Annotated in this window: 24 protein-coding genes; 12 read left to right on the top strand and 12 right to left on the bottom strand. The window is 62.8% G+C overall.

Annotated elements, in window-relative coordinates; genetic code table 11:
• Positions 1 to 558: 558 nt before the first annotated feature.
• From ruvB to ruvA, 4 genes are read right to left on the bottom strand one after another with little or no spacing between them, the layout of a single operon-like run.
• Positions 559 to 1,596: a Holliday junction branch migration DNA helicase RuvB gene (ruvB, locus tag GRF63_RS04005; protein WP_160484678.1), complete on the bottom strand. Its 1,038-nt coding sequence runs from the start codon at positions 1,594 to 1,596 to the stop codon at positions 559 to 561.
• Complete coding sequence (locus GRF63_RS04000; protein ID WP_160484677.1) at positions 1,593 to 2,180, bottom strand: hypothetical protein; 588 nt, start codon at positions 2,178 to 2,180, stop codon at positions 1,593 to 1,595. Before GRF63_RS04000 ends, ruvB begins: the two co-directional genes overlap by 4 nt.
• A 35-nt stretch (positions 2,181 to 2,215) precedes the next feature.
• Positions 2,216 to 2,761 (bottom strand): DsrE family protein, encoded by a 546-nt coding sequence (locus tag GRF63_RS03995; RefSeq protein WP_160484676.1) that lies wholly within the window; start codon positions 2,759 to 2,761, stop codon positions 2,216 to 2,218.
• Between the two features lie 11 nt (positions 2,762 to 2,772).
• On the bottom strand, positions 2,773 to 3,378 hold the full coding sequence (gene ruvA, locus GRF63_RS03990; RefSeq protein ID WP_160484675.1) for a Holliday junction branch migration protein RuvA: 606 nt from the start codon (positions 3,376 to 3,378) through the stop codon (positions 2,773 to 2,775).
• A 292-nt stretch (positions 3,379 to 3,670) separates the two neighbouring features.
• Here ruvA and aroC point away from each other — a divergent pair, with 292 nt between their 5' ends.
• The 6 genes from aroC to katG all read left to right on the top strand — a co-directional run bounded on the left by aroC (position 3,671) and on the right by katG (position 11,897).
• Entirely contained in the window at positions 3,671 to 4,741 is a 1,071-nt protein-coding gene (gene aroC / locus GRF63_RS03985) for a chorismate synthase (RefSeq protein ID WP_160484674.1), read from the top strand.
• Between the two features lie 65 nt (positions 4,742 to 4,806).
• On the top strand, positions 4,807 to 5,691 hold the full coding sequence (locus tag GRF63_RS03980) for an ATP-grasp fold amidoligase family protein (RefSeq protein ID WP_160484673.1): 885 nt from the start codon (positions 4,807 to 4,809) through the stop codon (positions 5,689 to 5,691).
• Positions 5,692 to 5,776: 85 nt separating this feature from the next.
• The gene (locus GRF63_RS03975; RefSeq protein WP_160484672.1) at positions 5,777 to 6,988 is read left to right on the top strand and encodes a potassium/proton antiporter; all 1,212 of its coding nucleotides are present in this window, start codon (positions 5,777 to 5,779) and stop codon (positions 6,986 to 6,988) included.
• A gap of 182 nt (positions 6,989 to 7,170) precedes the next feature.
• Complete coding sequence (gene ahpC, locus GRF63_RS03970; protein WP_160484671.1) at positions 7,171 to 7,737, top strand: alkyl hydroperoxide reductase subunit C; 567 nt, start codon at positions 7,171 to 7,173, stop codon at positions 7,735 to 7,737.
• A 172-nt stretch (positions 7,738 to 7,909) separates the two neighbouring features.
• Entirely contained in the window at positions 7,910 to 9,502 is a 1,593-nt protein-coding gene (ahpF, locus tag GRF63_RS03965) for an alkyl hydroperoxide reductase subunit F (RefSeq protein ID WP_160484670.1), read from the top strand.
• A 202-nt stretch (positions 9,503 to 9,704) separates the two neighbouring features.
• Positions 9,705 to 11,897 (top strand): catalase/peroxidase HPI, encoded by a 2,193-nt coding sequence (gene katG / locus GRF63_RS03960; RefSeq protein WP_160484669.1) that lies wholly within the window; start codon positions 9,705 to 9,707, stop codon positions 11,895 to 11,897.
• A gap of 61 nt (positions 11,898 to 11,958) precedes the next feature.
• Here the strand turns inward: katG and GRF63_RS03955 are convergent, their stop codons facing one another.
• Positions 11,959 to 12,780 carry a LytTR family DNA-binding domain-containing protein gene (locus tag GRF63_RS03955; protein ID WP_237392270.1) on the bottom strand — a complete coding sequence of 274 codons (822 nt, stop codon included), beginning with the start codon at positions 12,778 to 12,780 and terminating at the stop codon, positions 11,959 to 11,961.
• Positions 12,781 to 12,935: 155 nt separating this feature from the next.
• On the opposite strand from GRF63_RS03955, the gene GRF63_RS03950 reads away from it, so the two are divergent.
• The gene (locus tag GRF63_RS03950; protein WP_160484667.1) at positions 12,936 to 13,475 is read left to right on the top strand and encodes a DUF2306 domain-containing protein; all 540 of its coding nucleotides are present in this window, start codon (positions 12,936 to 12,938) and stop codon (positions 13,473 to 13,475) included.
• 35 nt (positions 13,476 to 13,510) lie between these two features.
• On the opposite strand, the gene GRF63_RS03945 is transcribed toward GRF63_RS03950, so the two are convergent.
• From GRF63_RS03945 to GRF63_RS03935, 3 genes are read right to left on the bottom strand one after another with little or no spacing between them, the layout of a single operon-like run.
• On the bottom strand, positions 13,511 to 14,080 hold the full coding sequence (locus GRF63_RS03945) for a Smr/MutS family protein (protein WP_160484666.1): 570 nt from the start codon (positions 14,078 to 14,080) through the stop codon (positions 13,511 to 13,513).
• On the bottom strand, positions 14,077 to 15,270 hold the full coding sequence (gene mltA, locus GRF63_RS03940; protein ID WP_160484665.1) for an MltA domain-containing protein: 1,194 nt from the start codon (positions 15,268 to 15,270) through the stop codon (positions 14,077 to 14,079). Before mltA ends, GRF63_RS03945 begins: the two co-directional genes overlap by 4 nt.
• A 14-nt stretch (positions 15,271 to 15,284) precedes the next feature.
• Positions 15,285 to 15,944, bottom strand: a complete 660-nt coding sequence (locus GRF63_RS03935) for a Tim44/TimA family putative adaptor protein (protein ID WP_337189604.1) — start codon at positions 15,942 to 15,944, stop codon at positions 15,285 to 15,287.
• A gap of 231 nt (positions 15,945 to 16,175) precedes the next feature.
• On the opposite strand from GRF63_RS03935, the gene secB reads away from it, so the two are divergent.
• The 3 genes from secB to trpS are packed head-to-tail and all read left to right on the top strand — an operon-like array spanning position 16,176 to position 19,363.
• Complete coding sequence (secB, locus tag GRF63_RS03930; protein ID WP_160484664.1) at positions 16,176 to 16,721, top strand: protein-export chaperone SecB; 546 nt, start codon at positions 16,176 to 16,178, stop codon at positions 16,719 to 16,721.
• A gap of 30 nt (positions 16,722 to 16,751) precedes the next feature.
• Positions 16,752 to 18,350 carry a murein biosynthesis integral membrane protein MurJ gene (murJ, locus tag GRF63_RS03925; protein ID WP_160484663.1) on the top strand — a complete coding sequence of 533 codons (1,599 nt, stop codon included), beginning with the start codon at positions 16,752 to 16,754 and terminating at the stop codon, positions 18,348 to 18,350.
• Positions 18,347 to 19,363 carry a tryptophan--tRNA ligase gene (gene trpS, locus GRF63_RS03920; RefSeq protein WP_160484662.1) on the top strand — a complete coding sequence of 339 codons (1,017 nt, stop codon included), beginning with the start codon at positions 18,347 to 18,349 and terminating at the stop codon, positions 19,361 to 19,363. Before murJ ends, trpS begins: the two co-directional genes overlap by 4 nt.
• Here trpS and GRF63_RS03915 read toward each other — a convergent pair.
• Entirely contained in the window at positions 19,360 to 20,028 is a 669-nt protein-coding gene (locus GRF63_RS03915; RefSeq protein WP_160484661.1) for a DUF805 domain-containing protein, read from the bottom strand. The two genes, trpS and GRF63_RS03915, sit on opposite strands and share 4 nt — an antisense overlap.
• Before the next feature lie 216 nt (positions 20,029 to 20,244).
• Here GRF63_RS03915 and GRF63_RS03910 point away from each other — a divergent pair, with 216 nt between their 5' ends.
• Entirely contained in the window at positions 20,245 to 20,967 is a 723-nt protein-coding gene (locus tag GRF63_RS03910; RefSeq protein WP_160484660.1) for a DUF4136 domain-containing protein, read from the top strand.
• A 54-nt stretch (positions 20,968 to 21,021) separates the two neighbouring features.
• Here GRF63_RS03910 and GRF63_RS03905 read toward each other — a convergent pair whose 3' ends face one another.
• Positions 21,022 to 22,074: a winged helix-turn-helix domain-containing protein gene (locus tag GRF63_RS03905; RefSeq protein ID WP_160484659.1), complete on the bottom strand. Its 1,053-nt coding sequence runs from the start codon at positions 22,072 to 22,074 to the stop codon at positions 21,022 to 21,024.
• Positions 22,075 to 22,172: 98 nt separating this feature from the next.
• Between GRF63_RS03905 and GRF63_RS03900 the strand changes: the two genes are divergently transcribed.
• Entirely contained in the window at positions 22,173 to 22,766 is a 594-nt protein-coding gene (locus GRF63_RS03900) for a hypothetical protein (protein ID WP_160484658.1), read from the top strand.
• On the opposite strand, the gene dut is transcribed toward GRF63_RS03900, so the two are convergent.
• Entirely contained in the window at positions 22,763 to 23,233 is a 471-nt protein-coding gene (gene dut, locus GRF63_RS03895; protein WP_160484657.1) for a dUTP diphosphatase, read from the bottom strand. The two genes, GRF63_RS03900 and dut, sit on opposite strands and share 4 nt — an antisense overlap.
• Positions 23,223 to 24,977, bottom strand: coding sequence for a bifunctional phosphopantothenoylcysteine decarboxylase/phosphopantothenate synthase (locus tag GRF63_RS03890; RefSeq protein ID WP_160485368.1), 1,755 nt, complete (start codon positions 24,975 to 24,977; stop codon positions 23,223 to 23,225). The genes dut and GRF63_RS03890 overlap by 11 nt, the downstream gene beginning before the upstream one ends.
• Positions 24,978 to 25,003 lie beyond the last annotated feature (26 nt).

Genomic DNA, 25,003 nt, shown 5'->3' with positions numbered 1-25,003 from the left:
CTGCCCACGCCATTGATCGGTGCGGAAGGAAGCGGAGGCAGCGGGAGCGGTGCGCCAAGGGTAGCCACCTCCTCCTCGCAGCATTCGGTTTCGATCGTGCGGCGCAGGCGCATCTGTTCGCGCGGGAGTGGCGGTATCGTCCGCCGCGCCGTGGGCTCACCCTTTACATAGGTAAGCTCTACCTGCTCTTTCCCGCCATTCTTGTCTGATTTGTAGGCAACCTGGGCGGACTGCGGCTCTGCAACATGCACAGCGCCTCCACCCACAACCGCTCCGCCTGCGGCGGCGGCAGTCAGTTTTGCAATGGCCATACGTACCGACATGGTAAATCTCTCTCAGCTTGGCCGGAGGATGGTTGCGGGCGCCCTTGTGGCACGTTTCGCCTTTTCCGGTTGCTGTCACAGAGACCTGCAAAACCTTACTTCGCAATCACCTTAACCATGGATTCGATCACTCGAAGCCCGGTTTAGTGCGTTTTTTTGGGCCTCCGCTTCACTGTGTCCCAGATTGGAACCGAAACGGGCGGCATCAGGCCTACCATCGGGTTAACCGCAAGCCTCAGCCATCGTCCTCAAACAACCCGCCTTGCTGCGCGCGGCCCGATTCGGGTGGCGACATGCCAAGATGCGCCCAGCCGCCATCGTTCAGGCAGCGCCCCCTTGCTGTGCGGGCCAGCAGGCCAAGCTGGATGAGGTAAGGCTCGATCACCTCCTCCACCGTGTCGCGCGGTTCGGAGAGGCCCGCGGCCAATGTCTCCACGCCCACGGGGCCGCCTTTATAAGTGGTGGCGATCATGGTGAGATAGCGGCGATCCATCGCATCGAGGCCGAGATTGTCGATCTCCAGCCTGGTCAGCGCCTCGTCAGCAATGGTCGCGGTGACGGTGCTGGCGCCCTTCACCTGCGCAAAATCGCGCACGCGGCGCATCAGGCGGCCCGCCACGCGCGGCGTGCCGCGCGAACGCCGCGCAATTTCGCGCGCGCCGGTGGCATCTATATCCATGCCCAGCAGATTGGCCCCGCGCTTCACCACGCGCATCAGCTCATCCTCGGTATAGAACACCAGCCGCACGGGGATGCCGAAGCGATCGCGCAAGGGCGTGGTAAGCAGCCCCTGCCGCGTGGTCGCGCCCACCAGGGTGAAGGGCGGCAGGTCGATCCGCACGCTGCGCGCCGACGGTCCCTCTCCAATAATGATGTCGAGCGCGCGGTCCTCCATCGCAGGGTAGAGCACCTCCTCCACCACCGGATTGAGGCGGTGGATCTCGTCGATGAAGAGCACGTCATTGGGTTCAAGATTGGTCAGCAGCGCTGCAAGGTCACCCGCTTTGGCGATCACCGGACCGCTGGTGGCGCGGAAACCGACGCCCAGTTCCTTCGCCACGATCTGCGCCAGCGTGGTCTTGCCGAGGCCGGGCGGGCCGAAGAACAGCACATGATCCATCGCCTCGCCGCGACCTTTTGCGGCCTCGATAAACACGCGCAGGTTATCGCGCGCGGCCTCCTGCCCGACGAACTCGGTGAGCGACTTCGGACGCAGCGCCGCGTCCGGGTCTTCCGGCTGGCGGTCAGGGGAGTGGATGGGTTGGTCGGTCATTCTGCGAATTTGGCGAACTGGCAAGACACTCTTTTCGTTTGCGTATCTTCCATCACAACGATGAGCGACATTTTTGTGCTAGGGATCACAATCATGTGATTAGCCAAGCCAGTTTTAAATTTTGCGACCCATTCTTGGACTTCGAATTGGTTTAGTTCGCGAATCCGGTTGTTCAATACGCTTCTCAAACTGCCGACGTGCATGAGGTCCCCGCATCGATGATATAGAGCTTTGATTTCTTTAGCGGTGAATAATGGTGGATTTTCGTTAACCTCATGAGTTGTGCCCGGGAGCGCATCCACCCTGTCGATTCGTTTTGGAAATCCGATGGGGTTCATGCGCGTTAGTTCGTCGATTAGGCGGTCCGCTCTCCATTCCTTTAGCAACCTGCCTGCGTTTGCCGATCCATCCATCCTGTGAACCAGCAACATCGAGAGCGCTATGAGTTCGCAGACTTTACGTAAGTGGAGATAAAGTCCTTCGAAGAGGAAGTGATTGTGCCGCTCGTCCTTCGCATCCTTTGGGCGGCGTATACCACCTACGATTTCATCGATAGTGTTCACGCGCGCCTTCAATTCTTCCATGAGAACACAATATCCGGGTCCAATTTCTGCCTCCGTCAAAACGGGTTCACCGTATAGCCCTGCTGCTGCAGCAGCGCATGCGCGGTCATCGCGGAAAGCGCCATTTCCACGCCGGGGATCAGATCTTCGTTCGCCACCCCTAGCCCGGTCGCGCTCTGGCCGCAGACGATGAAGCGGACGCCAGCGTCCAGCATTGCGCGCACGTGGTCGCCGCCGGGGTTTGCATCGCCCTCCAAATCGCGTGCGGCCCATGCTTCGTCGGTTAGCAAGTCCTGCACCGCTCGTCCGTGGACCACCAAGGCGACGTCGATCCGATCAGGGTTCACGCCATTGGCGCTATGCATGTTGATGAAGCGCGCCGCGCTTTCGAAGCCGCGGTTGAAGCGGCCATCCTCTGCAGCGGCGGCGACATCGAAGCTGTGGCGCAGGGCAAGATCGGCGGGCAGCGGCTGCGTCTGCTCCACCTGCGCATGGGGGCCGAAATCCTCGAACACGGGGCCGGTGGTGAAGGTGGACCTATCCTGCGCGGCGGCAGGAGCGGCCAGCAGGCTGGCGGCGATCAGGCAAAGCATCGTCTTCATCGTCAGTTCTCCTAACCTGCCGCCTTCTTCAGCGCCACGCGGATGAGATCGCCTTCCGCGGCGCCCTCGCCCAGTTCTTCCTGTGCGCGGGCGACGGCCTGTGCTGCCACGGCGGGCTTGAAGCCGAGGTTCTGCAAGGCGCTCACCGCATCGGCGCTCGCCCCGCCTGCGGGCATCACGGTGCCACCGCCCACTCCGCCAGCCGCGCCGGGCATGGCGCCTGCCTTGTCCTTCAATTCGTTCACGATGCGGCCCGCCAGCTTCGGCCCCACCCCGTTTGCCCGCGCCACGCTGGCGGCATCGCCAGCCGCGCAGGCATCGCGCAGTTCGCCGGTGGAAAGCGCCGAGAGGATCGCCAGCGCCACCTTGGACCCCACGCCCTGCACGCCCGTCAGCAGGCGGAACCAGTCACGCTCTGCGCTTTCGGCAAAGCCCAGCAGGCGCATGTCGTTCTCACTCACCTGAAGGTCGGTGTGGATGGTGCAGGCATCGCCTACCGCGCCCAGCGCCGTCAAAGTCTTGGTGGAGCAATGGACCAGATAGCCCACGCCCTGCACATCGACGATGGCCCAGTCTTCGCCGGTTTCGTCCAGCCTGCCCGATAGCTTTGCAATCATGGTTTGTTCCTGCCTCCCCTGCGCGCCGAAAGCCAGTGCAAACCGCGATTTGTCCGCAAGGGCGGCGCTAATGTGGAACACATGGAACAGTGTCCTGCGCCAAAAAGCGCCGAAGTGTGACGCGGCGCTGCCAAACTGTCACCTTGCGCGCAAAAAGCGTGACGTTGTGCGGTGAAGTGTCAGCCAGGCTGCGCGCAAGTGTCATCATGCCACCATATTGGCCGCAGGGTCGAAAGTAGGAAAGGCGCGCCCTACTCGACATGGCCGCAAGTTTCGCGCAAAGGCTGCGCGCATGAGCTGGAATACATTCGGACGCGTTTTTCGCTTTACGACCTGGGGTGAAAGCCACGGCCCCGCCTTGGGCGTAGTGGTGGACGGGTGCCCGCCGGGCATCAATCTGACCGAAAGCGATATTCAGCCCTTCATGGATGCGCGCAAGCCCGGCCAGTCCAAATACACCACGCAGCGGCGGGAGGCGGATGAGGTTCGCATCCTTTCGGGCGTCTTCGAAGGACGCACCACCGGCACGCCGATCAGCCTGATGATCGAGAATACCGATCAAAGGTCGAAAGATTACTCGGAGGTCGCCAAGGCATACCGCCCCGGCCATGCCGATTACACCTATGACGCGAAATACGGCTTTCGCGACTATCGCGGCGGCGGGCGTTCCAGCGCGCGCGAAACGGCGGCGCGTGTCGCGTCCGGCGCGATTGCGCGAAAGGTCATCCCCGAAGTCGAAATCACCGCCTGGGTCGAGCAGATCGGCGATGTGGCCATGGATTACGACCGGTTCGACAAGGCCACGATCCGCACCAACCCCTTCTTCTGCCCCGATGCCGAAACGGTATCCCGGTGGGAGGATCTGGTGGATGGTGCCCGCAAGTCCGGCTCCTCCCTCGGCGCGTTGGTGACGGCGCAGGCAGAGGGTGTACCCGCAGGCTGGGGCGCGCCCATCTATGCCAAGCTCGATAGCGAACTGGCCGCCGCCATGATGACGATCAACGCCACCAAGGGCGTGGAAATCGGCGATGGCTTTGCCGCTGTCACCAACACGGGCGAGACCAATGCCGATCCCATGCGCCCCGGCGCGGACGGCGGCGTGGCGTTCGAGGCGAACCATGCGGGCGGCATTGCGGGCGGTATCTCCACCGGGCAGCCCGTCACCTGCCGCGTGGCATTCAAGCCGACTAGTTCGATCCTCACGCCCGTAGACACGATCACCAGCGAGGGCGAGGCGACGCAGATACAGACCAAGGGCCGTCATGACCCTTGCGTCGGCATTCGCGGCGTGCCCGTGGTGGAGGCGATGATGGCGCTGGTACTGGCGGACCAGAAATTGCTCCATCGCGCACAATGTGGATAGCGCGGCGACAGGTTCGTTAAAGTAGCGACGGGAACTCGCGCCGCGATTCCCGGTTCTGCCATTTGATGAACTTACGATCGCTTCCCGCATTGCCGCACTGGCTGGTTCCGTCCTCGAAAGTTCGTATCGCCCTCACCTATGCCTGGCGGCACGGACGCTTTCCCAATCTTCGCAATCCCACCCGCTTTTCCGAGCTGGTGCAGCAGCGCAAGCTGGTGGACCGCGATCCGGCGATGACGATGCTGGCGAACAAGGTGGCCGTGAAATCGCATGTCCGCCGCGCGCTGGGCGATGAGTGGGTTATCGATACCTACTGGTCCGGCGCGACGCTGCCGGATCAGCCGCACTGGCCCTATCCCTTTATTCTGAAGGCCGCCCATGGCTGCAACCAGAACGTGGTCTGCCATGAACCAGCGGATTGGGACGCCGCGCGCCAAAAGGCGATTCAATGGACCGCGCGCCCCTATGGCCTGTGGCTGGACGAGTGGGCCTATCGCGATATTCCGCGCGGCTACATCGTGGAGCCCTTTCTGGGAGAACGCGGCAGGCTGCCGGTGGATTACAAGATCTACGTTTTCGGCGGCATCGCCACTTTCGTACAGGTCCATCTGGACCGGGCCGCCCATCACCGCTGGATATTGTATGACAGAAGCTGGCGGCAGATCTCCATGTTGGGAGAGCGCGAGCAGCCAGCGCCTGCCTGCCTTCATGCCATGATGGATGCAGCAGAAGTGATGGCCAAGGGCTTCGACTTTGCGCGGGTCGATTTTTACGAGATCGACGGTGCGCCCAAATTCGGTGAAGTCACATTTTATCCAGGCTCCGGCCTTGACCCGTTTGATCCGCCGTATCTGGACGCGATAATCGGCGAACACTGGCTTGCCGCACGGGGAGAGACGGGCGAACCGATCACCTCTGGTACTGGGGCCATTCCTGCTACTGGCATTTAGCTGGCGGACCGGAAACGCCTTCCCGCTCACAATGTGTCTGACGGGCTTGGCAAGACAGATTTCGCCACCTACCCGCTGCTGAGTCATGCTGCAGGAACTCTACCGCCCCGAATTTGCCATGCTGCTGACCGGGCTGCTGCTGGCGCTGACAGTCATTGCCGGGCTGCTGACATCGCGCATCGGGTTTCCTGCCATCGTTGGTTTCCTGGGCCTTGGCATCCTTGCAGGCGTAGAGGGGCCGGGCGGCATCGATTTCAGCGATTACCTGTTGACGCAAGGCGTGGGCATCGTGTGCCTTGCCTTCATCCTGTTTTCCGGCGGGCTTGATACCAACTGGCGCGCCGTGCGCCCGATGCTGGGGCCTGCGCTTGCCCTTGCCACGCTGGGCGTGGGCATCACTGCGGGCGTGGTCGCGCTGGCAGGGATTTTGCTGCTGGATTTCGCGCCGCTGCAGGCCTTCCTGCTTGGCGCGGTGGTTGCCTCCACCGATGCGGCGGCCGTGTTCTCCGTCCTGCGATCGAGCGACCTTGATCTGAAGGACGATGTGCCCGCCCTGCTTGAGCTGGAATCGGGTTCGAACGATCCGATGGCGATCTTCCTTGTCACCGCACTGCTGGCCTTCACCAGCGCTGCGGCACCTGCACCGCTGTCGCTATTGCCGGATTTCATCCAGCAGATGCTGGTGGGCGCCGGGGTGGGATTGGTGGCAGGCTACGCCTTGCCGGAGGGGCTGAAGCGCATGGGCCTGCGCCAGGGCGGTCTGGCCTTTGTCGTGTCGATCGCAGGGGCGTTGCTGGCTTTCGGTTTCGCCAGCCTGCTGGGCGGCAACGGCTTTCTGGCCGTCTATGTCGCGGGCGTATATGCGGGCACGCGCGCCTTTGCCGCAAAGCCCATCGTGCGCACGTTTCAGGATGGGCTGGCGTGGCTGGCGCAGGTCGTGATGTTCCTGACGCTTGGCCTGTTGCTCACCCCGTCCAACCTGCTGCCGATCATGGGCGAAGGTATCGCCATCACGGTGGTGCTGATCCTGGTGGCGCGGCCGCTTGCCGTGTTTGGCTGCCTGCTGCCATTCCGCCGTTTCGACACCCGCACCATGCTTTTCGTATCGTGGGCGGGCCTGCGCGGCGCGGTGCCCATCGTATTGGCGATCTTTCCCATGGTGGCCGGGATCGAGGGCGCATTCACGATCTTCAACGTCGTGTTCTTCGTGGTGCTGGTGTCCAGCGTGGTGCAGGGGCCCAGCATCAATCGCGTGGCCAAATGGCTGCATATCGGAGAGCGCCGCCCCGCCGATTGAGCGGCCCTTGGCGCCCCACCCTTTGCGCAAAACGCAACACCTGTTGCAGTTTTGGAAACTTGCGCGCCTGTGATCGATTATTTCGATGTTAGCAATCGCACAAAATCGCTTTTTCGCATCGCAACAATCCCTATTTCGATCGTTGAGTTCACAGACACACATAAACAAAAAGGATTACAGCAATGGGTATCATTGGCAGCCAGATCAAACCGTTCAAGGCAACCGCATTCCAGGCCGGCAAGGACTTCTTCGACGTGACCGACGAAGATTTGAAGGGCAAGTGGAGTGTGTTCTTCTTCTACCCCGCCGACTTCACCTTCGTGTGCCCCACCGAACTGGAAGACATGGGCGAAAAGTACGACATGCTGCAGGGCATGGGCGTGGAAGTTTACGGCGTATCCACCGATACGCACTTCAGCCACAAGGCATGGCACGACACGTCCGAGAAGATCGGCAAGCTGAAGTTCCCCTTCCTGGGTGACCAGCTGCACACGCTGGCCAAGAACTTCAACGTGCTGCGTGAGGAAATGGGCCTTGCCGACCGTGCAACCTTCGTGATCGATCCCGATGGCGTGATCCAGATCATGGAAATCACCTGTGAAGGCGTGGGCCGCAATGCCAACGAACTGACGCGCAAGATCAAGGCCGCACAATACGTTCGCGAAAACCCCGGCCAGGTATGCCCGGCCGCTTGGGAAGAAGGCAGCGACACGCTGGCTCCTTCGCTCGACCTCGTCGGCAAGATCTAAGCCGTAACCAATTGCGCGAGCGGCCCTTAGAGCCGCCGCGCCCTTCCCGATGACGGCTTTGCCGTGTCGGGTCGCGAAGAGACCCGGGGCGGCCCCCCCCCTCCTCCCCGCTCCGGGTCTCCATCGCTTTTCTATTTCGCCCCTTTTTTCCGCCCCCGATAAAGAGACAATCATGCTCGATGCTACCATGACGCAGCAGCTCAAGACCTATCTTGAGAACTTGCGCGAACCTATCGAACTCGTCGCCTCGCTGGGCGATGATGACAAATCCGCCCAGACGCGAGAGCTGCTGGAAGAGATCGCCGCCCTGCATGACAAGGTGACGGCTCAGTTCGACGGCACCGATGATCGCAAGCCCAGCTTCGTGATACGGCGCGCGTCCGATGCCACCAAGTGGGTCCGCTTTGCGGGCCTGCCGATGGGGCATGAATTCACCTCGCTTGTGCTGGCCCTGCTGTGGGCCGGTGGCCACCCGCCCAAGGTGGAGCAGGACGTGATCGACCAGATCGCCGATCTGGAAGAAGACCTCGAGTTCGAGATGTATTTCTCCCTTTCCTGCCACAATTGCCCTGACGTGGTGCAGGCCCTCACCCTGATGGCGCTCACCAATCCGCGCATCACTGCCACGCTGATCGAAGGCGGCACGTTCAAGGACGAGGTGGACAGCCGCGACGTGATGGCCGTGCCCGCCACCTTCCTGAACGGCGTCCCCTTCTTCAACGGCAAGATGAGCCTGGAAGAGGTGCTGGCCAAGGTCGACACCGGCGCCAGTGACAAGGCGGCCGAGAAACTTTCCGCGAAGGACCCGTTCGAGGTGCTGGTGGTGGGCGGCGGCCCCGGCGGCGTTGCCGCATCCATCTACACCGCGCGCAAGGGCTTTCGCACCGGTATCGCGGCAGAACGCTTTGGCGGCCAGCTGAATGATACACTGGGTATCGAGAACCTGCCGGGCACTGAATATACAGAGGGCCCCAAGCTCACCACCAATCTGGAACAGCAGGTGAAGGCGCAGGACGCTATCGACCTGATGAACCTTGCCACCGCAAAGACGCTGGTGCCTGCAAGCAATCCCGGCGGCATGCACGAATTGCACATGGAAAACGGCGCCGTGCTGAAAGCGCGCAGCCTGATCTTGTCGACCGGTGCCCGCTGGCGAGCGCTGGGCGTGCCGGGAGAGCAGGATTATCGCAACAAGGGCGTGGCCTATTGCCCGCACTGCGATGGCCCGCTGTTCAAGGGCAAGCGCGTGGCCGTGATCGGCGGCGGCAATTCCGGCGTTGAAGCCGCGATCGACCTTGCCGGTATCGTGGGCCATGTGACGCTGGTGGAGTTCGATACGGCCCTGCGCGCCGATCAGGTGTTGCAGGACAAGCTGCGCTCCATGAAAAACGTCGATGTTCTTGTGAACGCGCAAACGACCGAGATTACCGGCGACGGCAATCGCGTGGGCGGCCTTGTGTACAAGGATCGCGCATCGGGCGAGGAACACGATGTCGAACTCGAAGGCGTATTCGTGCAGATCGGCCTTGTGCCCAACACCGAATGGCTGGCCGATAGCGGGTTGGAGCTTTCCAAGCATGGCGAGATCGTGATCGACAGCAAGGGCGCCAGCAATCTGCCTGGCGTGTTTGCCGCAGGCGATTGCACCACGGTGCCGTACAAGCAGATCGTGGTGGCCATGGGCCAAGGCTCTGCCGCAGCGCTTTCCGCCTTCGATTACCTGATCCGCAACGAAGCGGCAGAGGATGTGGCGCAGGCTGCATAAGCCCCCTTCCCACCTTCCTGATATTGAAAAGACCCGGCGCTGCCTCGTGCAGTGCCGGGTCTTTTCGTTCTGACCTACGACGGCTTCCTCAGTGAACGCACTATTCGATCAATGCATGCCAACTTATCGATTGGACGAATTACAGGATCACGCGCATTCTTCGATCATTATTGAGTCGAATAACATGTGAGAGGAAACAGATATGGATGCTGAAACTGGTTCAATTTCCGGAGGATGCCCGTTCAGTGGCAACGGCGGCACGCGCAGCCTGCTGGGGCGCACCAACCGCGACTGGTGGCCCGATGCCCTGCAGCTGGACATCCTCACGCAGGACGGCAAATCCGCCAATCCGCTCGATGAGGATTTCAATTATGCCGAAGCCTTCAACACGGTGGATTACAACGCGCTGAAGGCCGATATCAAGGCGCTGATGACGGATGATCAGGAGTGGTGGCCAGCCGATTACGGCCATTACGGCCCCTTCTTCATCCGCATGGCGTGGCACGCGGCAGGCACCTATCGCACGGGCGACGGGCGCGGCGGTGCCAGCAGCGGGCAGCAGCGTTTCGCCCCGCTCAACAGCTGGCCTGACAACGGCAACCTCGACAAGGCGCGCCGCCTGCTTTGGCCGATCAAGCAGAAATACGGCAAGAACATCAGCTGGGCCGACCTGTTCGTGCTCACTGGCAATGTCGCCATTGAAAGCATGGGCGGCCCCGTGTTCGGCTTTGGCGGCGGACGCGAGGATGTGTTCGAGCCGGAGACGGTTTACTGGGGCACCGAGGAACAGTGGGTGGACCAAGGCGTCGAAACCCGCATCATTCCCGATGAAGGAAAGGCGCTGGATAACCCGCTGGCAGCGATCCAGATGGGCCTCATCTACGTCAATCCCGAAGGCCCCGGCGGCAATCCGCACGACGCGGAAGGCATGGCCCGCGACATGCGCGAAACCTTCTCTCGCATGGCCATGAATGACGAGGAAACCGTTGCGCTGACAGCCGGCGGCCACGCCTTTGGCAAGTGCCACGGCGCCGTTCCGGCAGACCAGCTATCGGGCGCGCCCGAGGGTGAAGCACTTGCGCTGCAGGGTTTCGGCTGGGCGACCGATGCGGACCAGATCCGCGACGGCCATATCACCACCTCCGGCATCGAAGGCGCGTGGACGCCCAACCCCACCCAATGGGGCGGCGACTATTTCCGCCTGCTGTTCAAATACGAATACGAACTGACGGAAAGCCCGGCAGGGGCCAAGCAGTGGACGCCGATCAATCCCGATCCCGAAGACATGGCGCCCGACGCGCGAGATCCTTCGAAAAAGGTGCCCACCATCATGACCACCGCGGATATGGCGCTGAAGCGTGACCCGGAATATCGCAAGATTTCCGAGCGCTTCCGTGACGATCAGGCCGCGCTGGACGATGCCTTCGCCCGTGCGTGGTTCAAGCTGACCCACCGCGACATGGGACCCAAGGCCCGCTACCAGGGCCCGGAAGTGCCCGCGGAAGACCTGATCTGGCAGGATCCGGTGCCCGAAGGCAGCGTGCCATCGGACAGCGATGTGTCCTCGTTCAAGAGCAAGGTGATGGATAGCGGCCTGTCGGTTTCCGAACTGGTGAAGGCGGCCTGGGCCTCGGCCTCGACGTATCGCAATTCGGACCATCGCGGCGGTGCCAATGGTGCCCGCGTGCGGCTGGCCCCGCAAAAGGACTGGGCGGCGAACGATCCGCAGGAACTGTCTAAGGTTCTGTCCAAGCTGGACGAACTGCGCGGCGGTATCTCCATGGCCGATGCCATCGTGCTGGCGGGCGCTGCGGCCATCGAGAAGGCGGCCAAGGACGGCGGCCACTCGGTGTCCGTCAACGTCTCCACCGGACGCGGCGATGCCACGGACGAGCAGACCGATGCCGAGAGCTTCGAGCCGCTGGAGCCCTTTGCCGACGGCTTCCGCAACTACCTGAAGACGAAGGCCAGCGTGAAGACCGAGGACATGATGGTGGACAAGGCCCACCTCCTCGGCCTCTCCATCCCGGAGATGACCGCGCTGGTCGGCGGGATGCGGGCGCTGGGTGCTGTCAGCAAGCATGCCAAGCACGGCAATTCCATCGGCGTGCTGACGGATCGGCCCGGCACGCTCTCCAACGACTTCTTCGTGAACCTGCTCGACATGGGCACGAAGTGGGACGTTGTGGACGAAAGCGGCGACGAGGAATTTGTCGGCAAGGACCGCAAGACGGGCGAGGAGCGGTGGACCGCCACGCGCACCGATCTCGTCTTCGGATCGAACTCGCAACTCCGCGCCATTTCGGAAGTGTTTGCTGAGAACGGCGGCGAGGAGAAATTCCTCAAGACCTTCGTATCCGCATGGACCAAGGTGATGGACGCAGGCCGCTTCTAAAGACGGCCCGCCAACATGAAGAGCCCCCGGCAGCAATGTCGGGGGCTTTTTCGTGGGCGGATCAGATCCAGCCGCGGTCCTTCAGCACAGAGACATTGGCGCGGCTGACAGGTGCCTCCACCCCGTTGTCCAGCACCAGACGCACATTGCGCCCGTCGCGCTTCACATCGGCAACTGCGCCGCGTGCCACCCACCAGCTGCGATGCACCTGCTCGCCTGCGATCCCGTCCAGCTCCGCCACGGCATCGCGCATCCGCATCAGCACCAGCTCACTACCTAGAGCGGTGTGGGCACGCACATAATGATCCTCCATCTCCAGCGCGATCAGGTCCGTGCCGATCTCGGCAGGCAACCGCTCCAGAAAGCGCGGGCCTGCGGGTTGGGCGGGCGTCTCGATCGCAGGAGGCGGCGGCGATGCAGCCGGAGCCTGGGCGGCAGGTTGTGCATGCGCGCCCATCGCACGGGTGATTGGCAGCAGGTTGAACATGATCGTGATCACCGCGCCCACCACCAGTACAAAGAAGTAATGCACCAGCGCCACCTCCAGTGAAGGTATGCGCACAGGCCCGCGCCCCTCGTTCACGAACCACACCAGTATCGCCATCGGCACAGAGGCGATGACGACCGATGCCGCCCACAGGAACCAGTTCGGCAGATCAAGCTTCGGCCCCAGTTGCAGCACGATGGCGCCGATGGGCTTGTAGAAAGCGTAACCCGCCACGGCCAGCACCATCCAGTACGCCATGCGGGCGGCCAGGCTCATATAACCCGTGCCCAGCGGCGCCAAGACGCCCAGCACCGCGCCAATACCCAGCAGCACCGCGATATCGATGATGATCTGGCGTATCAGCCGTGCGCCATTTCGGGGTGAAGAGGTGTCCATCGGCAACCAGACTACTGCCCCTTCACGTATCGTAAAGTGGCAATCGCCCGCAAATGCGCGCTTTTCACGAAGGCGGTGCGCCATTCACGGTTTCGCGATTGCCCGCAAACGGGCATCGGCCAGAACGGTCTCAACACGTTTGACGGAGACTGCAAATGACCACCCTGACCCTGCCCTTCACCGCGACGGCCACCGCTGCAAAGTCCGGTTTCGATATCGGCCCCGTGGCCCGCACGCTGGTGTCGATCACCTGCTTCACCATGTGCTTCTTCGTAGTGATCGCGCTGGGCCGGGCGGCATTCGGCCTGGTGGATAATCTGCACCATTATGCCAAGCTGCCCGTCATCATCCACGTTGTCAGCGTGCTTCCCGCCATTCCGCTGGGCGGATATCTGTTGCTGGCGAAGAAGGGCACGAAGCTGCACAAGCAGCTGGGCAAGGTGTGGCTGGTGCTGATGCTGATCACCGCCACCAGCGCCATCTTCATCCAGTCCAGCGGCGGCTTCAGCTTCATTCATATCTTCGTGCCGGTCACCTTCCACGCCGCGTGGAAGACGGTCGCCACGGCGCGCAAGGGCGATATCGCCGGGCACAAGAAGCACCTGGTGTTCACCTATCTCACCGCGCTGATGATCCCCGGCGTGGTGGCCTTCGCCATCCCCGGCCGCCTGATGAACACCATGCTTCTGGGCTAGGGGCTGCTGGGCCAAAGCCTGCTGGGATGGGGCCCTCAGCGTCTCCGCCGCAGCACCAGATACAGCGCACCCTCGCCCCCGTGGCGGCGGTGCGCTTTCCTTATGGCGGCAATGTCCGATGCATGGGCACCGGCGGCCAGCCAGTCGAGGATCTTGGCGCGGATCGCGCCGCGCCGCTCACCCCGGTCTGCGGCATCCACCGGGCGGGATTTGCCCGTCACCACCAGCACCAGCCGCGCATTCATCGCCTTCGCCTGCATCAATCCCGCATCCAGCCGCCGGTAGGCCTGCTCCAGCGTGTGGCCGTGCAGGTCCAGCGTAAAATCGGGATCGGTGCCGGTGCGGGCGAGGCGGCGCTCCCAGTGCGAATCGAGGCCGGGACTGGCCTTGGGAGACGGCGCAGGCACGGGCGTCGCAGGCTTTCGCGGCAGCGGAGCGGGCACGCGCCCCTTCAGCCGCTTTGGCTGCGCGATGGGCGCGGGCGGCGCGGGTTTTACGGTTTCGGGCCTCGGCGCGGGGCGCGTTTCAAGCGGCTTTACCGTGGCAGCCACCTTGCTCCACAGCGCGCTTTCCTCTGCCGATAGCCCACGCGGTGGGCGGCTCATCGCGCCGCTCCGAGTCCAAGCCTTTGCGCGGAGGCGCGGGGCAGCAGCACCAGCGCAGCGCCGCGCCCGCTCATGCCGCCTGCCACTTCGCGGGCGCGCGATCCGGCGCCCCAGAACGTGTCGAACCGGTTCGCGCCCTTGATGGCGCCACCCGTATCCTGCGCCACCCACAGGCCATCTGCCACGTCCCGGTCCAGATCGAGGAAAACGGGCGCGCCATAGGGTACGAAATTCGGGTCCACCGCCACGCTGTTCTCCGCCGATACGGGCACGCCGATGGAGCCGATCGGCCCCGGTCCCTCCAGAACGCGGAAAAACACCCAGCTCTCGTTCTCGCGCATCAGCGCAGCGCCTGCCGCCGGGTTTTCGCGGATGTATTGCATGATGCCCTGCATCGATCCGGCATATTGGCCCGGCCCGTCTCCCAACAGGCCGCGCTCGCGCATCAGGCCACCGATACCCGTATAGCCCCTGCCGTTCTGGCCGGCATAGCCGATGCGCGTCACGCTGCCGTCAGGCGCGATCAGCTGGCCGGAGCCCTGGATTTGCAGGAAGAAGAATTCCACCGGGTCCGCCGCCCAGCCGATTTCCAGCCCGCGCCCGGAAAGCGCGCCATCCTCTATCTCGGCGCGGGTGTAATAAGGCACGCACTCGCCCGTCGGCGTGCGGCGCGACAGCGGGGCACGGCCTTCGCGCTGCGATGCCGGAGTGTCATCACGCCAGCACCGTTCAAGATCGCTTGGCACGCCATATACGGGCACGTCAAAGCCGGGACGGCGAATACGGCTGCCGACGATCTGCGGCTCGAAATAGCCGGTGGCGAAACCTTGCCCATCACCCACGCGCACAGGCGTGAAATAGCCTGCGAAGAAATTCCTGGCATCGCCGCGCGGCCAGGTGGCGGCGGCATCGCAAGGGGCTGCCCAGTCTTGCGGGCGAGTCAGACCGGAAAGGTCGCTACGGCTGCGCGCCACGCTGCAACTGCTGGCGAACGCGTCCAGCGCACTCGCCGCGTCCTGCGTGCCTATGGACAGGGAATTGAAGGATGGACCGGCGGCAAGGCCGAGGCTGGCCGCATTGGCCGCCACTGGTTGCTGCGGCAATTGCGGCTGGCCGGGCGGAATGATGCGCGAACACGCCGCTATCAGCGTGAGCGTGGCAAGGCAGGCAAGAAGGCGCGTATGTTTCACGCGCCGGGCCGCTATCAGCCCTGGTCGGTCTCGTCGAGAAGCCACTGCGGATCGTCGCTGCGGATATCGCGGCTGAAGGTCCAGATGTCGCGGCTCTCCACCGCATCGTCCAGCGATCCGGCAACCACGGCGCCTTCCTTGTTACGGCTGACGCTGGCGATGTCGGAAACGAAGCGCAGCGCGATGCGTGCGATCTTGCCGTCCAGCTCTGCGGAATGGACGGTGACGTCCTCGATACGGATCAGGCGGTTGTCCATGGTGATGCCGGCCTCTTCCCGCTCGTCAATCACGGCGGCGAAGCTTTCGTAAACATCATCGTCGCACAATGCCTGCAGCTCTTCCTTGTCGCCGCGCCAGAAAGCTTCCAGCACCACTTCATAAGCGCCCCTGGCACCTTCCAGGAAGCCGAGCAGTTCGAAATTGCGATCAGCGGTGGAAATTTCGCGCAGGCCCATCTCGATGGCGGGCGGGAACCCTGCAATCGTGCGGTCGCCCTGCGCGGTATCGCCAGCAGGCTGCGTCATCGCGCGCGGCGGCGCTTCTTCGTCACCACGTTCGAAACGGTTGGTGGGAATCACTTCTTCCTCATGCTCCGCCCGTCGGCCCAGCACCGAATACAGGCGCATGCCCAGAAAGGCAGCAATCATGGCGAGGATGACGATTTCTACGATCACGCAATTTTCCCGTTCCGCCTGCGTACTTCAATCCTGGCAGGCTGTAATTTGCATTGTGGCTGAAATAGGTACCAATATCAAATGAACAACCACGCCTTAAGTATCCCTGAAGCATGCCAGCAACACTTCGTCCCGGCATTGCAGCGGGGGTAAAGGGGTGATAGGCGCGCGCCGAGCTTATTTCGCGCGCGAATCCGGCGCGCCTAACCCGTAGCGAAAGACGACACCGATATGGCCGACGAAGGCGACGTTCTCAAGAATCTCGACGATGCAGCCCCAGCCAATGGCGGCGGCGATGCAGCACCTGTCGCAGGCGTCATCACGCAATATGTGAAGGACCTGTCGGTAGAGAACCCGAATGCGCCGCAGTCCTACCGCTGGCAAGATCAGCCGCAGATGGACGTGCAGTTCAACATCGGTGCAAAGCCTGCCAGCGACGATGTGACCGAGGTGGAACTGAAGATCACCGTCACCGCCAAGATGGAACAGGGCACTGCCTACATCGTGGACCTGGCCTTCTGCGGCCTGGTGGGCCTGCGCAACATGAACGAAGCGCAGATGCACGCCTTCACCTATGCAGAGGCCCCGCGCCTGCTGTTCCCCTTCGCCCGCCGCGTGGTGTCCGATGCCATCCGCGATGCAGGCTTTGCCCCGTTGATGCTGGACCCCATCGATTTCAACGGCCTTTACGTGCAGCGCATGCAGCAGCAGCGCGCCGCGGAAGAGGGCCAGGGCGGCGCACCGGCTGGCACAATGCCCGCCGGCGGCGAGTTCTGAACCACCTTCTGACAGCGGGCGGCTGACACCATGAGCCTGCTCAAGAACGTCGGCACGATCGGCTCTCTCACCATGGTGAGCCGGGTGGCGGGCATGGCGCGCGAGATGATTTTCGCGCGCGTGCTGGGCGCCAATGAAGTGACGGATGCCTGGTTTCAGGCGCTGATCATCCCCAACGTGTTCCGCCGCCTGTTTGCCGAGGGCGCTTTTTCGGCGGCCTTTGTGCCGATGTTCTCCAAACGGCTGCATGCCCCCACGGATGAAGCGGGCGATGATGGGCTGACGCAGGCCCGCACCTTCTCTCAGGACGTTATCTCCGTCTTCGTGCCGGTGCTGATCGCGCTGACGGCCATATTCGAAATCGCCATGCCGGGCGTGATCTGGCTGCTGTCGGACAAGCCCATCGATCCTGCCACTTTTGACTATTCGGTCGATTTCGCGCGGATCATGTTCCCCTACATCTTCCTCGTCAGCATCGTTACCTTGCTGACCGGGATGCTGAATTCCGTCTCCCGCTTCGGGCCGGGGGCCAGCTTTCCCATCATCCTCAACATCGTGCTGATCGCCGCCCTGTTGGGCGTGGAATGGACGCATGGCGTTGAAAGCAGCGTGGAGGCGATGGGCTATGTGGTGGCCTGGGCCATCCCCGTGGCGGGCGTGCTGCAACTCGGCTGGCTGCTATACTGGGCGCATGTGGAGGGCTTTCGCCCGCGCTGGATCACCCGCCCCCGGTTAACCCCGGAGGTTAAGCGGCTGGGCATCATCGCCCTGCCCGCGGCCATTGGCGGCGGGGCCTACCAGATCAACACGCTGTTGCAGGTCTATTTCCTCAACCAGCTGGAAGGCAGCGCGATCAGCTGGATGAATTATGCAGACCGGCTGAACCAGTTGCCGCTGGGTATCATCGGCATTGCGCTTTCCACCGCGATCCTGCCCACGTTGTCCAAATTCGTGGGCGCGAAGGACAAGCAGGGTGCGGCCCGCATCCAGTCCAACGCGATAGAGCTTGGCATGTTGCTGACCCTGCCCGCCGCAGTGGCGCTGGCGGTGTGCGCTGTGCCATTTGTCACCGTCATCTTTGGCGGGGGCCGTTTCAATGCCGCTGATTCTGCCATGACCGGCGGCGTGCTGGCGGTGCTGGTGGCGGGCCTTCCCGCCTATGTGCTGGTGAAAGTGCTGGTGCCCAGCTTCTATGCCCGCAGCGATACGCGCACCCCGGTCTACGCCGCGCTGGCCGCGCTGGTGGTGTTCATCGCCTTCAACATCGCATTCCTTCAGCGTTTCGGCGTGCAGGGCGTGGCGGCTGCCAGCGCTATCGGGGCATGGCTGAACGCTGCCATCCTGTTTGCCGTGCTGCGGGTGCGCGATTATTACCGCGTGGATCTGCCGCTGATCGGGCGCCTGCTGCGCCAGCTTATCGCGGCGGCTGCCATGGGCGGTTGTTTGTATTACACGCGTGACCTGTTAGCGCAGGTCTACACGATGAATATCGTGGTGCAATTGCTGGCCCTTGGCCTGCTGGTTACGCTTGCCATCATCGTCTACTTCGGGGTTGCCTTCGCCATCGGCGCGATCAGCCGCGACAGAATCGCCTTGTTTATGAAGAAGAGAGAGCCAACACCGTCATGATCGTCGTATCGGGAATCCAGCCCACCGGAAATCTGCATCTTGGAAATTACCTTGGCGCGATCCGGAACTGGGTGAAGATGCAGGACGAGATCGATGCCGATGGCCGCTGCCTGTTCTTCCTGGCCGATCTGCACGCCATTTCGCAGCCGCACGATCCCGCCGAATTGCGCACCGGCACACTGGAAATGGCGGCCGCGCTGGTCGCCTGCGGGCTTGATCCGTCGCGCTGCGTCCTGTTCAACCAGGCGCAGGTTCCCGCCCATGCAGAGCTGCAATGGCTGCTGATGGGCACGGCGCGCATGGGCTGGTTGAACCGCATGACGCAGTGGAAGGACAAGGCGGGCAAGAACCGCGAAGGGCAATCCGCCGCCCTGTTCAGCTATCCCGTGCTGCAGGCGGCCGACGTGCTGCTGTACCAGACCACGCATGTGCCCGTGGGGGAGGACCAGAAACAGCACCTGGAATTGGCGCGCGATATTGCGCAAAAGTTCAACAACGACTTCGCTTCTGAAGACGAGCCGGTATTCACCCTGCCCGATCCCTTCATCCCTCCTGCCGCCGCACGCATCATGAGCCTGCGCGATGGATCGAAGAAGATGAGCAAGTCCGACCCATCGGAAATGAGCCGTATCGCGCTGGCCGATGATGCCGACACCATGGCGCAGAAGGTGAAGAAGGCGAAGACCGATCCCGAACCCTTGCCCAGCGAGGTTGAAGGCCTGTCAGACCGTCCCGAAGCGCTCAACCTGGTCACCATCTATGCCGCGCTGGCGAATACCACGCCCGAAGATGTGCTGGCCCAGCATGGCGGCGCGGGCTTCGGCCAGTTCAAGCCTGCGCTGGCAGAGGTGCTGGTGGAAACGCTTGGCCCGATCCGCAATCGCTTCGTGGATCTGAAGGACGATCGCGAGCAGCTGGATGCCATCCTTGCGCGCGGTGCCGCACAGGCGCGCGAACTGGGCACGCCCACGCTGGATGCGGCCTACCAGGCACTGGGCCTGGTGCGCGGCTAAATCATCTTGCGACCGAACCCTGTGGCGCGTGACGGCGGTGCTGCGCGCGGCGTGGAACGCGAGGGTGCGTTCGCCTGCGTCAGGTTGGGCACGGCAGAGCCGGTGCGGCGATAGTTCTCCACTGCGCGGGCGATTGCATCATCCATCGCATCGCCGTCTCCCGTGGCCACACTGGGGGCAGGCGCGCCGAAATCGGATGCGGCGCGCGGCCCGGTGCGCATGTTCGCCTGCGCCGGACCTTCGCCAAAAACCTGCGCATAATTCGCCCCGTCGCGTCCCCGTACGCTGCCAAGGGTGATCATCAGGGCAAAATCCAGCAGCGAGACAAGGGAGGACAAGGCTGATCCGCCCAACAGGACGTCCATGTCCATTCTGGCGTAACCCTCGAAATTGAACATGCCGCCGACAACGCCCAACCCGAAGGTGATCCACGGCAATGCTGGCGGCCAGCCGATATCGCGGCAGCGCCGCATCATCACCACGCGGAAATAGATGCCCACGGGCACGATCAGCAGGACGGCAATGATGGCAAATACCCATGCACCGGAGGCAAGAGAGCCAAAAGCAACGCCAATCAGGAGAAGCACCGCCACCACGTTGATGAAGAAATGCTTCCAGTAGCCGCTGCGACTGATGCGGCTGCTGTCATCTGCGGAAAATGCCATGATCACCCCCTTTATGATGGTTCAAACCTAAAACAGGGCAGGCTAACGAACGGTAAAAAGATCGGCTGCTTGTTACTGAATTGGAACGATTTTCCGGCAGATACAGTTCAACTTCGGTTCACTTGGCCCTTGCTATTGCACATTCCATCGCAGAGATTCATGCGCGTCGGGCAGTGAGGGACCACGCGCCGAACCCTTATAATTGAGAGATACAACATGCTTACATCGCTGTTTTCCCTGAAAGGTGCGAAGCTTGCCACCATCCCTGCATTGGCCTTGGGTCTTGCAGCATGTGCCACGCCCTTCCGCGCCGATGTGTCGCGCTTCGAAAGCCAGCTTCCTGCGCCGCAGGGCCAGAGCTTCTTCGTGGTGGCTGACGATCCTGCCTTGGCCGGCGGCCTTGAATTCTCGCTCTATGCAGACGAGGTAGAGGATGAAATGGCACAGCTGGGCTATGTGCAGGCTGCTTCCGCCGAAGATGCAACTTTGCTGGTGCGCTTTGATTACGGTGTCGACCAGGGTCGGGAGCGTATTCGCTCCACCGGTTTCGGATATGGCTATGCCGATCCGTTCTACAGCCCGTGGCGCAGCTATGCCCGCCCCGTGGTGTTCCGCGATCGCCGCGGTAACACGCGCGTCGCCTATGTCCGCGATCGCGGATGGGGCTTTGGCTGGCACGATCCGTTCTTCAACCGCGGGCCGGATGTCACCAGCTACACTGTCTATACCAGCGGTATCGATCTGAAGATCGATGATGCGGCAACGGGCCAGCGCCTGTTCGAAGGCAAGGCCGAAGCTGCCTCCACGTCTGACCGGATGCAGTACCTTGTGCCAAACCTGGTAGAGGCGATGTTTACGGACTTCCCCGGCAATTCCGGCGAAACCGTGCGCATCTCCATCGCGCCGGAAGATCAGCCGGTGCGCCGCAACGAGCGGTAAGAGCAAAGGCTTTGAAACACGGATGGGCGGTGCCGAAAGGTGCCGCCCTTCTTGTTAGAACGAACGCACCTTCCCGACGGCCAATGCCACGCAGGTAACGAATACCGCCGCTTCCAGCCCGGCGCTGAGGATCAGGCTTACCGTGCCGAACTCGCCCTCCCCCAACAGCGTTCCCATCCTGTCAAGTTGCAGGCGGGAGCCTTCCAGCGACCGATCCAGCAGCAGCAGGCTCCCCGCCATCAGGCGGCCGCCCGCCAGCGCCAGCACAGCGCCGCCGATTGCGCCCACAAGGCCTGCCAGAATTGCGCCAATGCGTGGCCCGTACCGCATTACCAGCGCGCAGCCGCCGCCCGCCAGCATCCCCACTATCGCGCCTTCCAGCAAGCCCGTGACAGGGCCGATGCCAACGCCTGCCAGCACGCGAAACAGATCCAGCCCCAGCAGCCTGCCCAGCGCGCCCACCACCAGGCCGCCCGCTCCGCCGCCTGCGACCAAGGTGAAAGCTCTCACCCCGCGAGCGCCCGTCAGCAGCGCCATGCCGATCCCCACGCCCGCGCCGCCAAGGATGCCCACCGCCAGGCATAAGGACAGGACGGTAAGAAAGACCGCGCTGCCATCTTCCGGCACCGCCATGGATAACAGCCCTGCGTAAAACGCGCCGCCCAGTAATCCCGCCATCGCGCCGCCTAGGGTTGATGAGGCAGCAAGTCGGCCCGCAGATCCCAAGGCAAGCGAAGTCTCGTCAGGTGCGGTGGTATCAGGCTTGGGTGTGTCGAGCGCCTCTCCATCGTACAGCTCGCCGACGAAGCGATAGCCATGCTTGGGTACGGTGGCGATGAACCGCGGAGCTGCGGCATCATCCGAAAGGGCGCGGCGTAGCGAACGAATGCACTGCGTCAGTGCCTCGTCCGTTACAGGCACACCGCGCCACACCTCCTCCATGAAGCGATCCTTGGTCACCAGTTGACCGCGCGCCTCCACCAGCAGCACCAGCGCATCGAAATAGCGGCTGCCCACATCCAGCTCCTCCCCGTCGCGCAAAAGGCGGCGGTTCGCACGGTCCAGTGCAAAAGGTTTGAAATAGAGGATCGGCAGGGCGCTGTGCATCGTGCGCCAATCCTTATGCAATCACGCGGCGGAGCGGAAGGTTTTCAGCCATTGCTCACGAATTGCTCATGCCAATCAGCACCCTGGTCCTGCATTCCATGTCCCAGATGAAAGTTACAGGATGCACCATCATGATGCAGGCAGAAAACCCCATCCCCCTTCACCGCCGATTGGCAGGCTGGCGCATTGCCGGGTGGAGCGCGGCCGCCGCCTTGCTGGCCTTGCCCGCCATTTCCATGCAATTCGGGCAAGGCGCGGATTGGACAGGCAGGGACTTCGCCTTTGCCGGGATCATGCTGCTGGTCACCGGGCTGGCCGCAGAAGGCGGCCTGCGGCTGGCGCGCAGCTGGCCACACCTGCTGGGCTTCGCGCTGGCCATCTTTGCCGGTTTCTTCACCGTCTGGTCCAACCTGGCAGTAGGTATTATCGGGGATGAGGACGCGGCGATCAATTCCGGTTTCTTCGCGGCGCTTCTCATCGCGATCATCGCAGCCGCCCTGCTGCGCTTTCGCGCAAGGGCCATGTCCATCATCACGGGCTTGCTGGCGGTCAGCCAAATTATGCTCGGCCTTGCTGCACGGCACCTAATGCCCGGACACGGGGTGGAATGGGGCATCCTGGCCATGTTTGCAGCCCTATGGCTGGCCGCCTCGCTGTGTTTCAGGACAGAGGCCCGCAGGCAGGCTGTCTAAAGCGCGCCGTGCCCTCCGGTAGAGCCGAAACCGCCCGCGCCGCGCGCTGTCTCGTCCAGCTCCTCCACCTCGTCCCACGATGCGATCGTCACCGGGGCCAGCACCAGCTGGGCAATCCGGTCCCCTCGCTGGATGGGGAAATTGTCGTCCGAAAGGTTGATCATGATCACCTTCACCTCGCCGCGATAATCGCTGTCTATCGTGCCGGGCGTGTTGGGAACGGTGATGCCGTGTTTGAGCGCAAGGCCGGACCGGGGGCGAACCTGTATCTCATACCCTTCAGGAATTGCCACGGCGAACCCGGTGGCCACCGCGTGGCGAGAGCCGGGACGCAGCGTGATATTCTCCGCTGCCACCACATCCATGCCGGCCGCGCCCTGCGTGGCGTAGGCAGGCAGGGCCAGCCCGTGCCCGTGGGGCAGGCGTTTCAGCTGCACGGGAATGCGGCTGTGCGCATTATCTGTCATCGGCGGTAAGCTTCTCTGCAATTTCTTCCACCAGCTTGGTGGCCACGTCCTGTTTCGTCATCGGGTCCCAATGTTCCACCTTGCCCTCTTTCACAAGGTGGACCTGGTTATCATCGCCGCCCATCACTTCGCCCGACACATCGTTGGCGACGATCCAGTCCACGCCCTTGCTCTTGCGCTTCTTGCGGGCGTTGTCGACCACATCATTGGTTTCGGCGGCAAAGCCGATCAGCAGATCGGGGCGCTTTGGATTGGCGGCCACGCTGGCAAGGATGTCGGGGTTTTCGGCCAGCACCAGCGCAGGCGGTGCGGCGCCGCGCTTCTTGATCTTGATGTCGTTGTAGTCCTTCGTGCGCCAGTCGGCGACGGCCGCCACCATCACGGCAGCATCCACCGGCAAGGCTTCGCGCACGGCGCGGGCCATGTCTTCGGCGCTTTCCACGTCAATACGCTCCACCCCCAGCGGCGTGCGCAGGTGAACGGGGCCAGCCACCAGCGTCACCCTTGCGCCAGCCGCCGCAGCAGCCGCCGCAATGGCAAAGCCCTGCTTGCCGCTGGAGCGGTTGGCCAGATAGCGCACGGGATCGATCGGCTCATGCGTGGGCCCGGCGGTGACGAGGATATGTTTCCCGTACAGCGGGCGGTGCTCGATATCGTCCTCGAAGGCGGGCTGGCCTGCCAGCGGATCGAACGTATCGATGGGATCGAGTTCGGGCGATTGAACATGGCCCGGCTCTAGCGGGTTGACCGGGGCCGCGGCCTCCTCCCCTTCAAACGGTTGCGGCGCTTCCTGGCGCGCATTCACCTCGTGGTTGATCGCCTCGCGGTCTGTCGGGGGCGCGGCCTTGGCCTTGCCCTTCGTCGCCATCAGATGTTCGACACCGGTATAGTCAGGCTCCGGCAGATCCGGCCCTTCACTATATGCAGCCTCGCCCTCCAGCTCTCCTTCGTCAAACTCACCCTCAACAGGTTCGCCATCGAAGGTGACCTCGTCATCTGCGATCGGGCGCGGGTTGGAGCGCGGGATGATGCTGGCAAGCATTCCGGCAAGGCCACCGGGATGATCATTGCCAAGATCGCTGTCTTCGTAATCTTCTTCTTCCGCGCCCGCTTCCACAGCGCGCAGATATTCCTCGATATCCTGTCCGGCAATGCCAGGATCGAGGCCCAGCATATCGGCGATTTCCAGCCACACCATCTCAGGTTCGGGCAGGCGACCAGGGCCGAATTCGCCGCAGGCCATCGCGCCTTCATCGGGCGTCATCACGCGCACCCCGGATTCGCGCAGGTTCTCGATATTGCGCTGGGTTGCGGGATGCTCCCACATCTTCACGTTCATGGCAGGCACGGTCAGCACCGGCTTGTCCGTCGCCAAGATCAGCGTGGTGGCCAGATCATCGGCAATGCCCGCATTCATCTTTGCCAGCAGGTCTGCCGTGGCGGGGCATACCACCACCAGATCGGCCTCTCGCGAAAGCTGGATATGGCCGATCTCGGCCTCGTTCTTCAGATCCCACAGCGAGGTATGGACCTGGTTTCCGGAAAGCGCGGCCAGCGCCATGGGCGTGACGAATTGCGCGCCTCCATTGGTGAGGACGCAGTTCGTCTCTCCCCCGCCCTTTGCAATCAGGCGGACAAGTTCGCACGACTTGTAGGCAGCGATACCGCCGCCCACCACAAGCAGGATTCTAGGACTGGTCGACTGTCCCTCCTGTTCCAAACCATCAATCCGCTGCTCAAGCATCGGTTTCAACGCCCGCTAATAGTCCA

Origin of the sequence: Aurantiacibacter rhizosphaerae, from assembly GCF_009807005.1 — a bacterium.
Classification (GTDB): domain Bacteria; phylum Pseudomonadota; class Alphaproteobacteria; order Sphingomonadales; family Sphingomonadaceae; genus Alteraurantiacibacter; species Alteraurantiacibacter rhizosphaerae.
The sequence above is the reverse complement of the archived record's forward strand: the minus strand, read 5'-3'. Positions and strand labels throughout refer to the sequence as shown.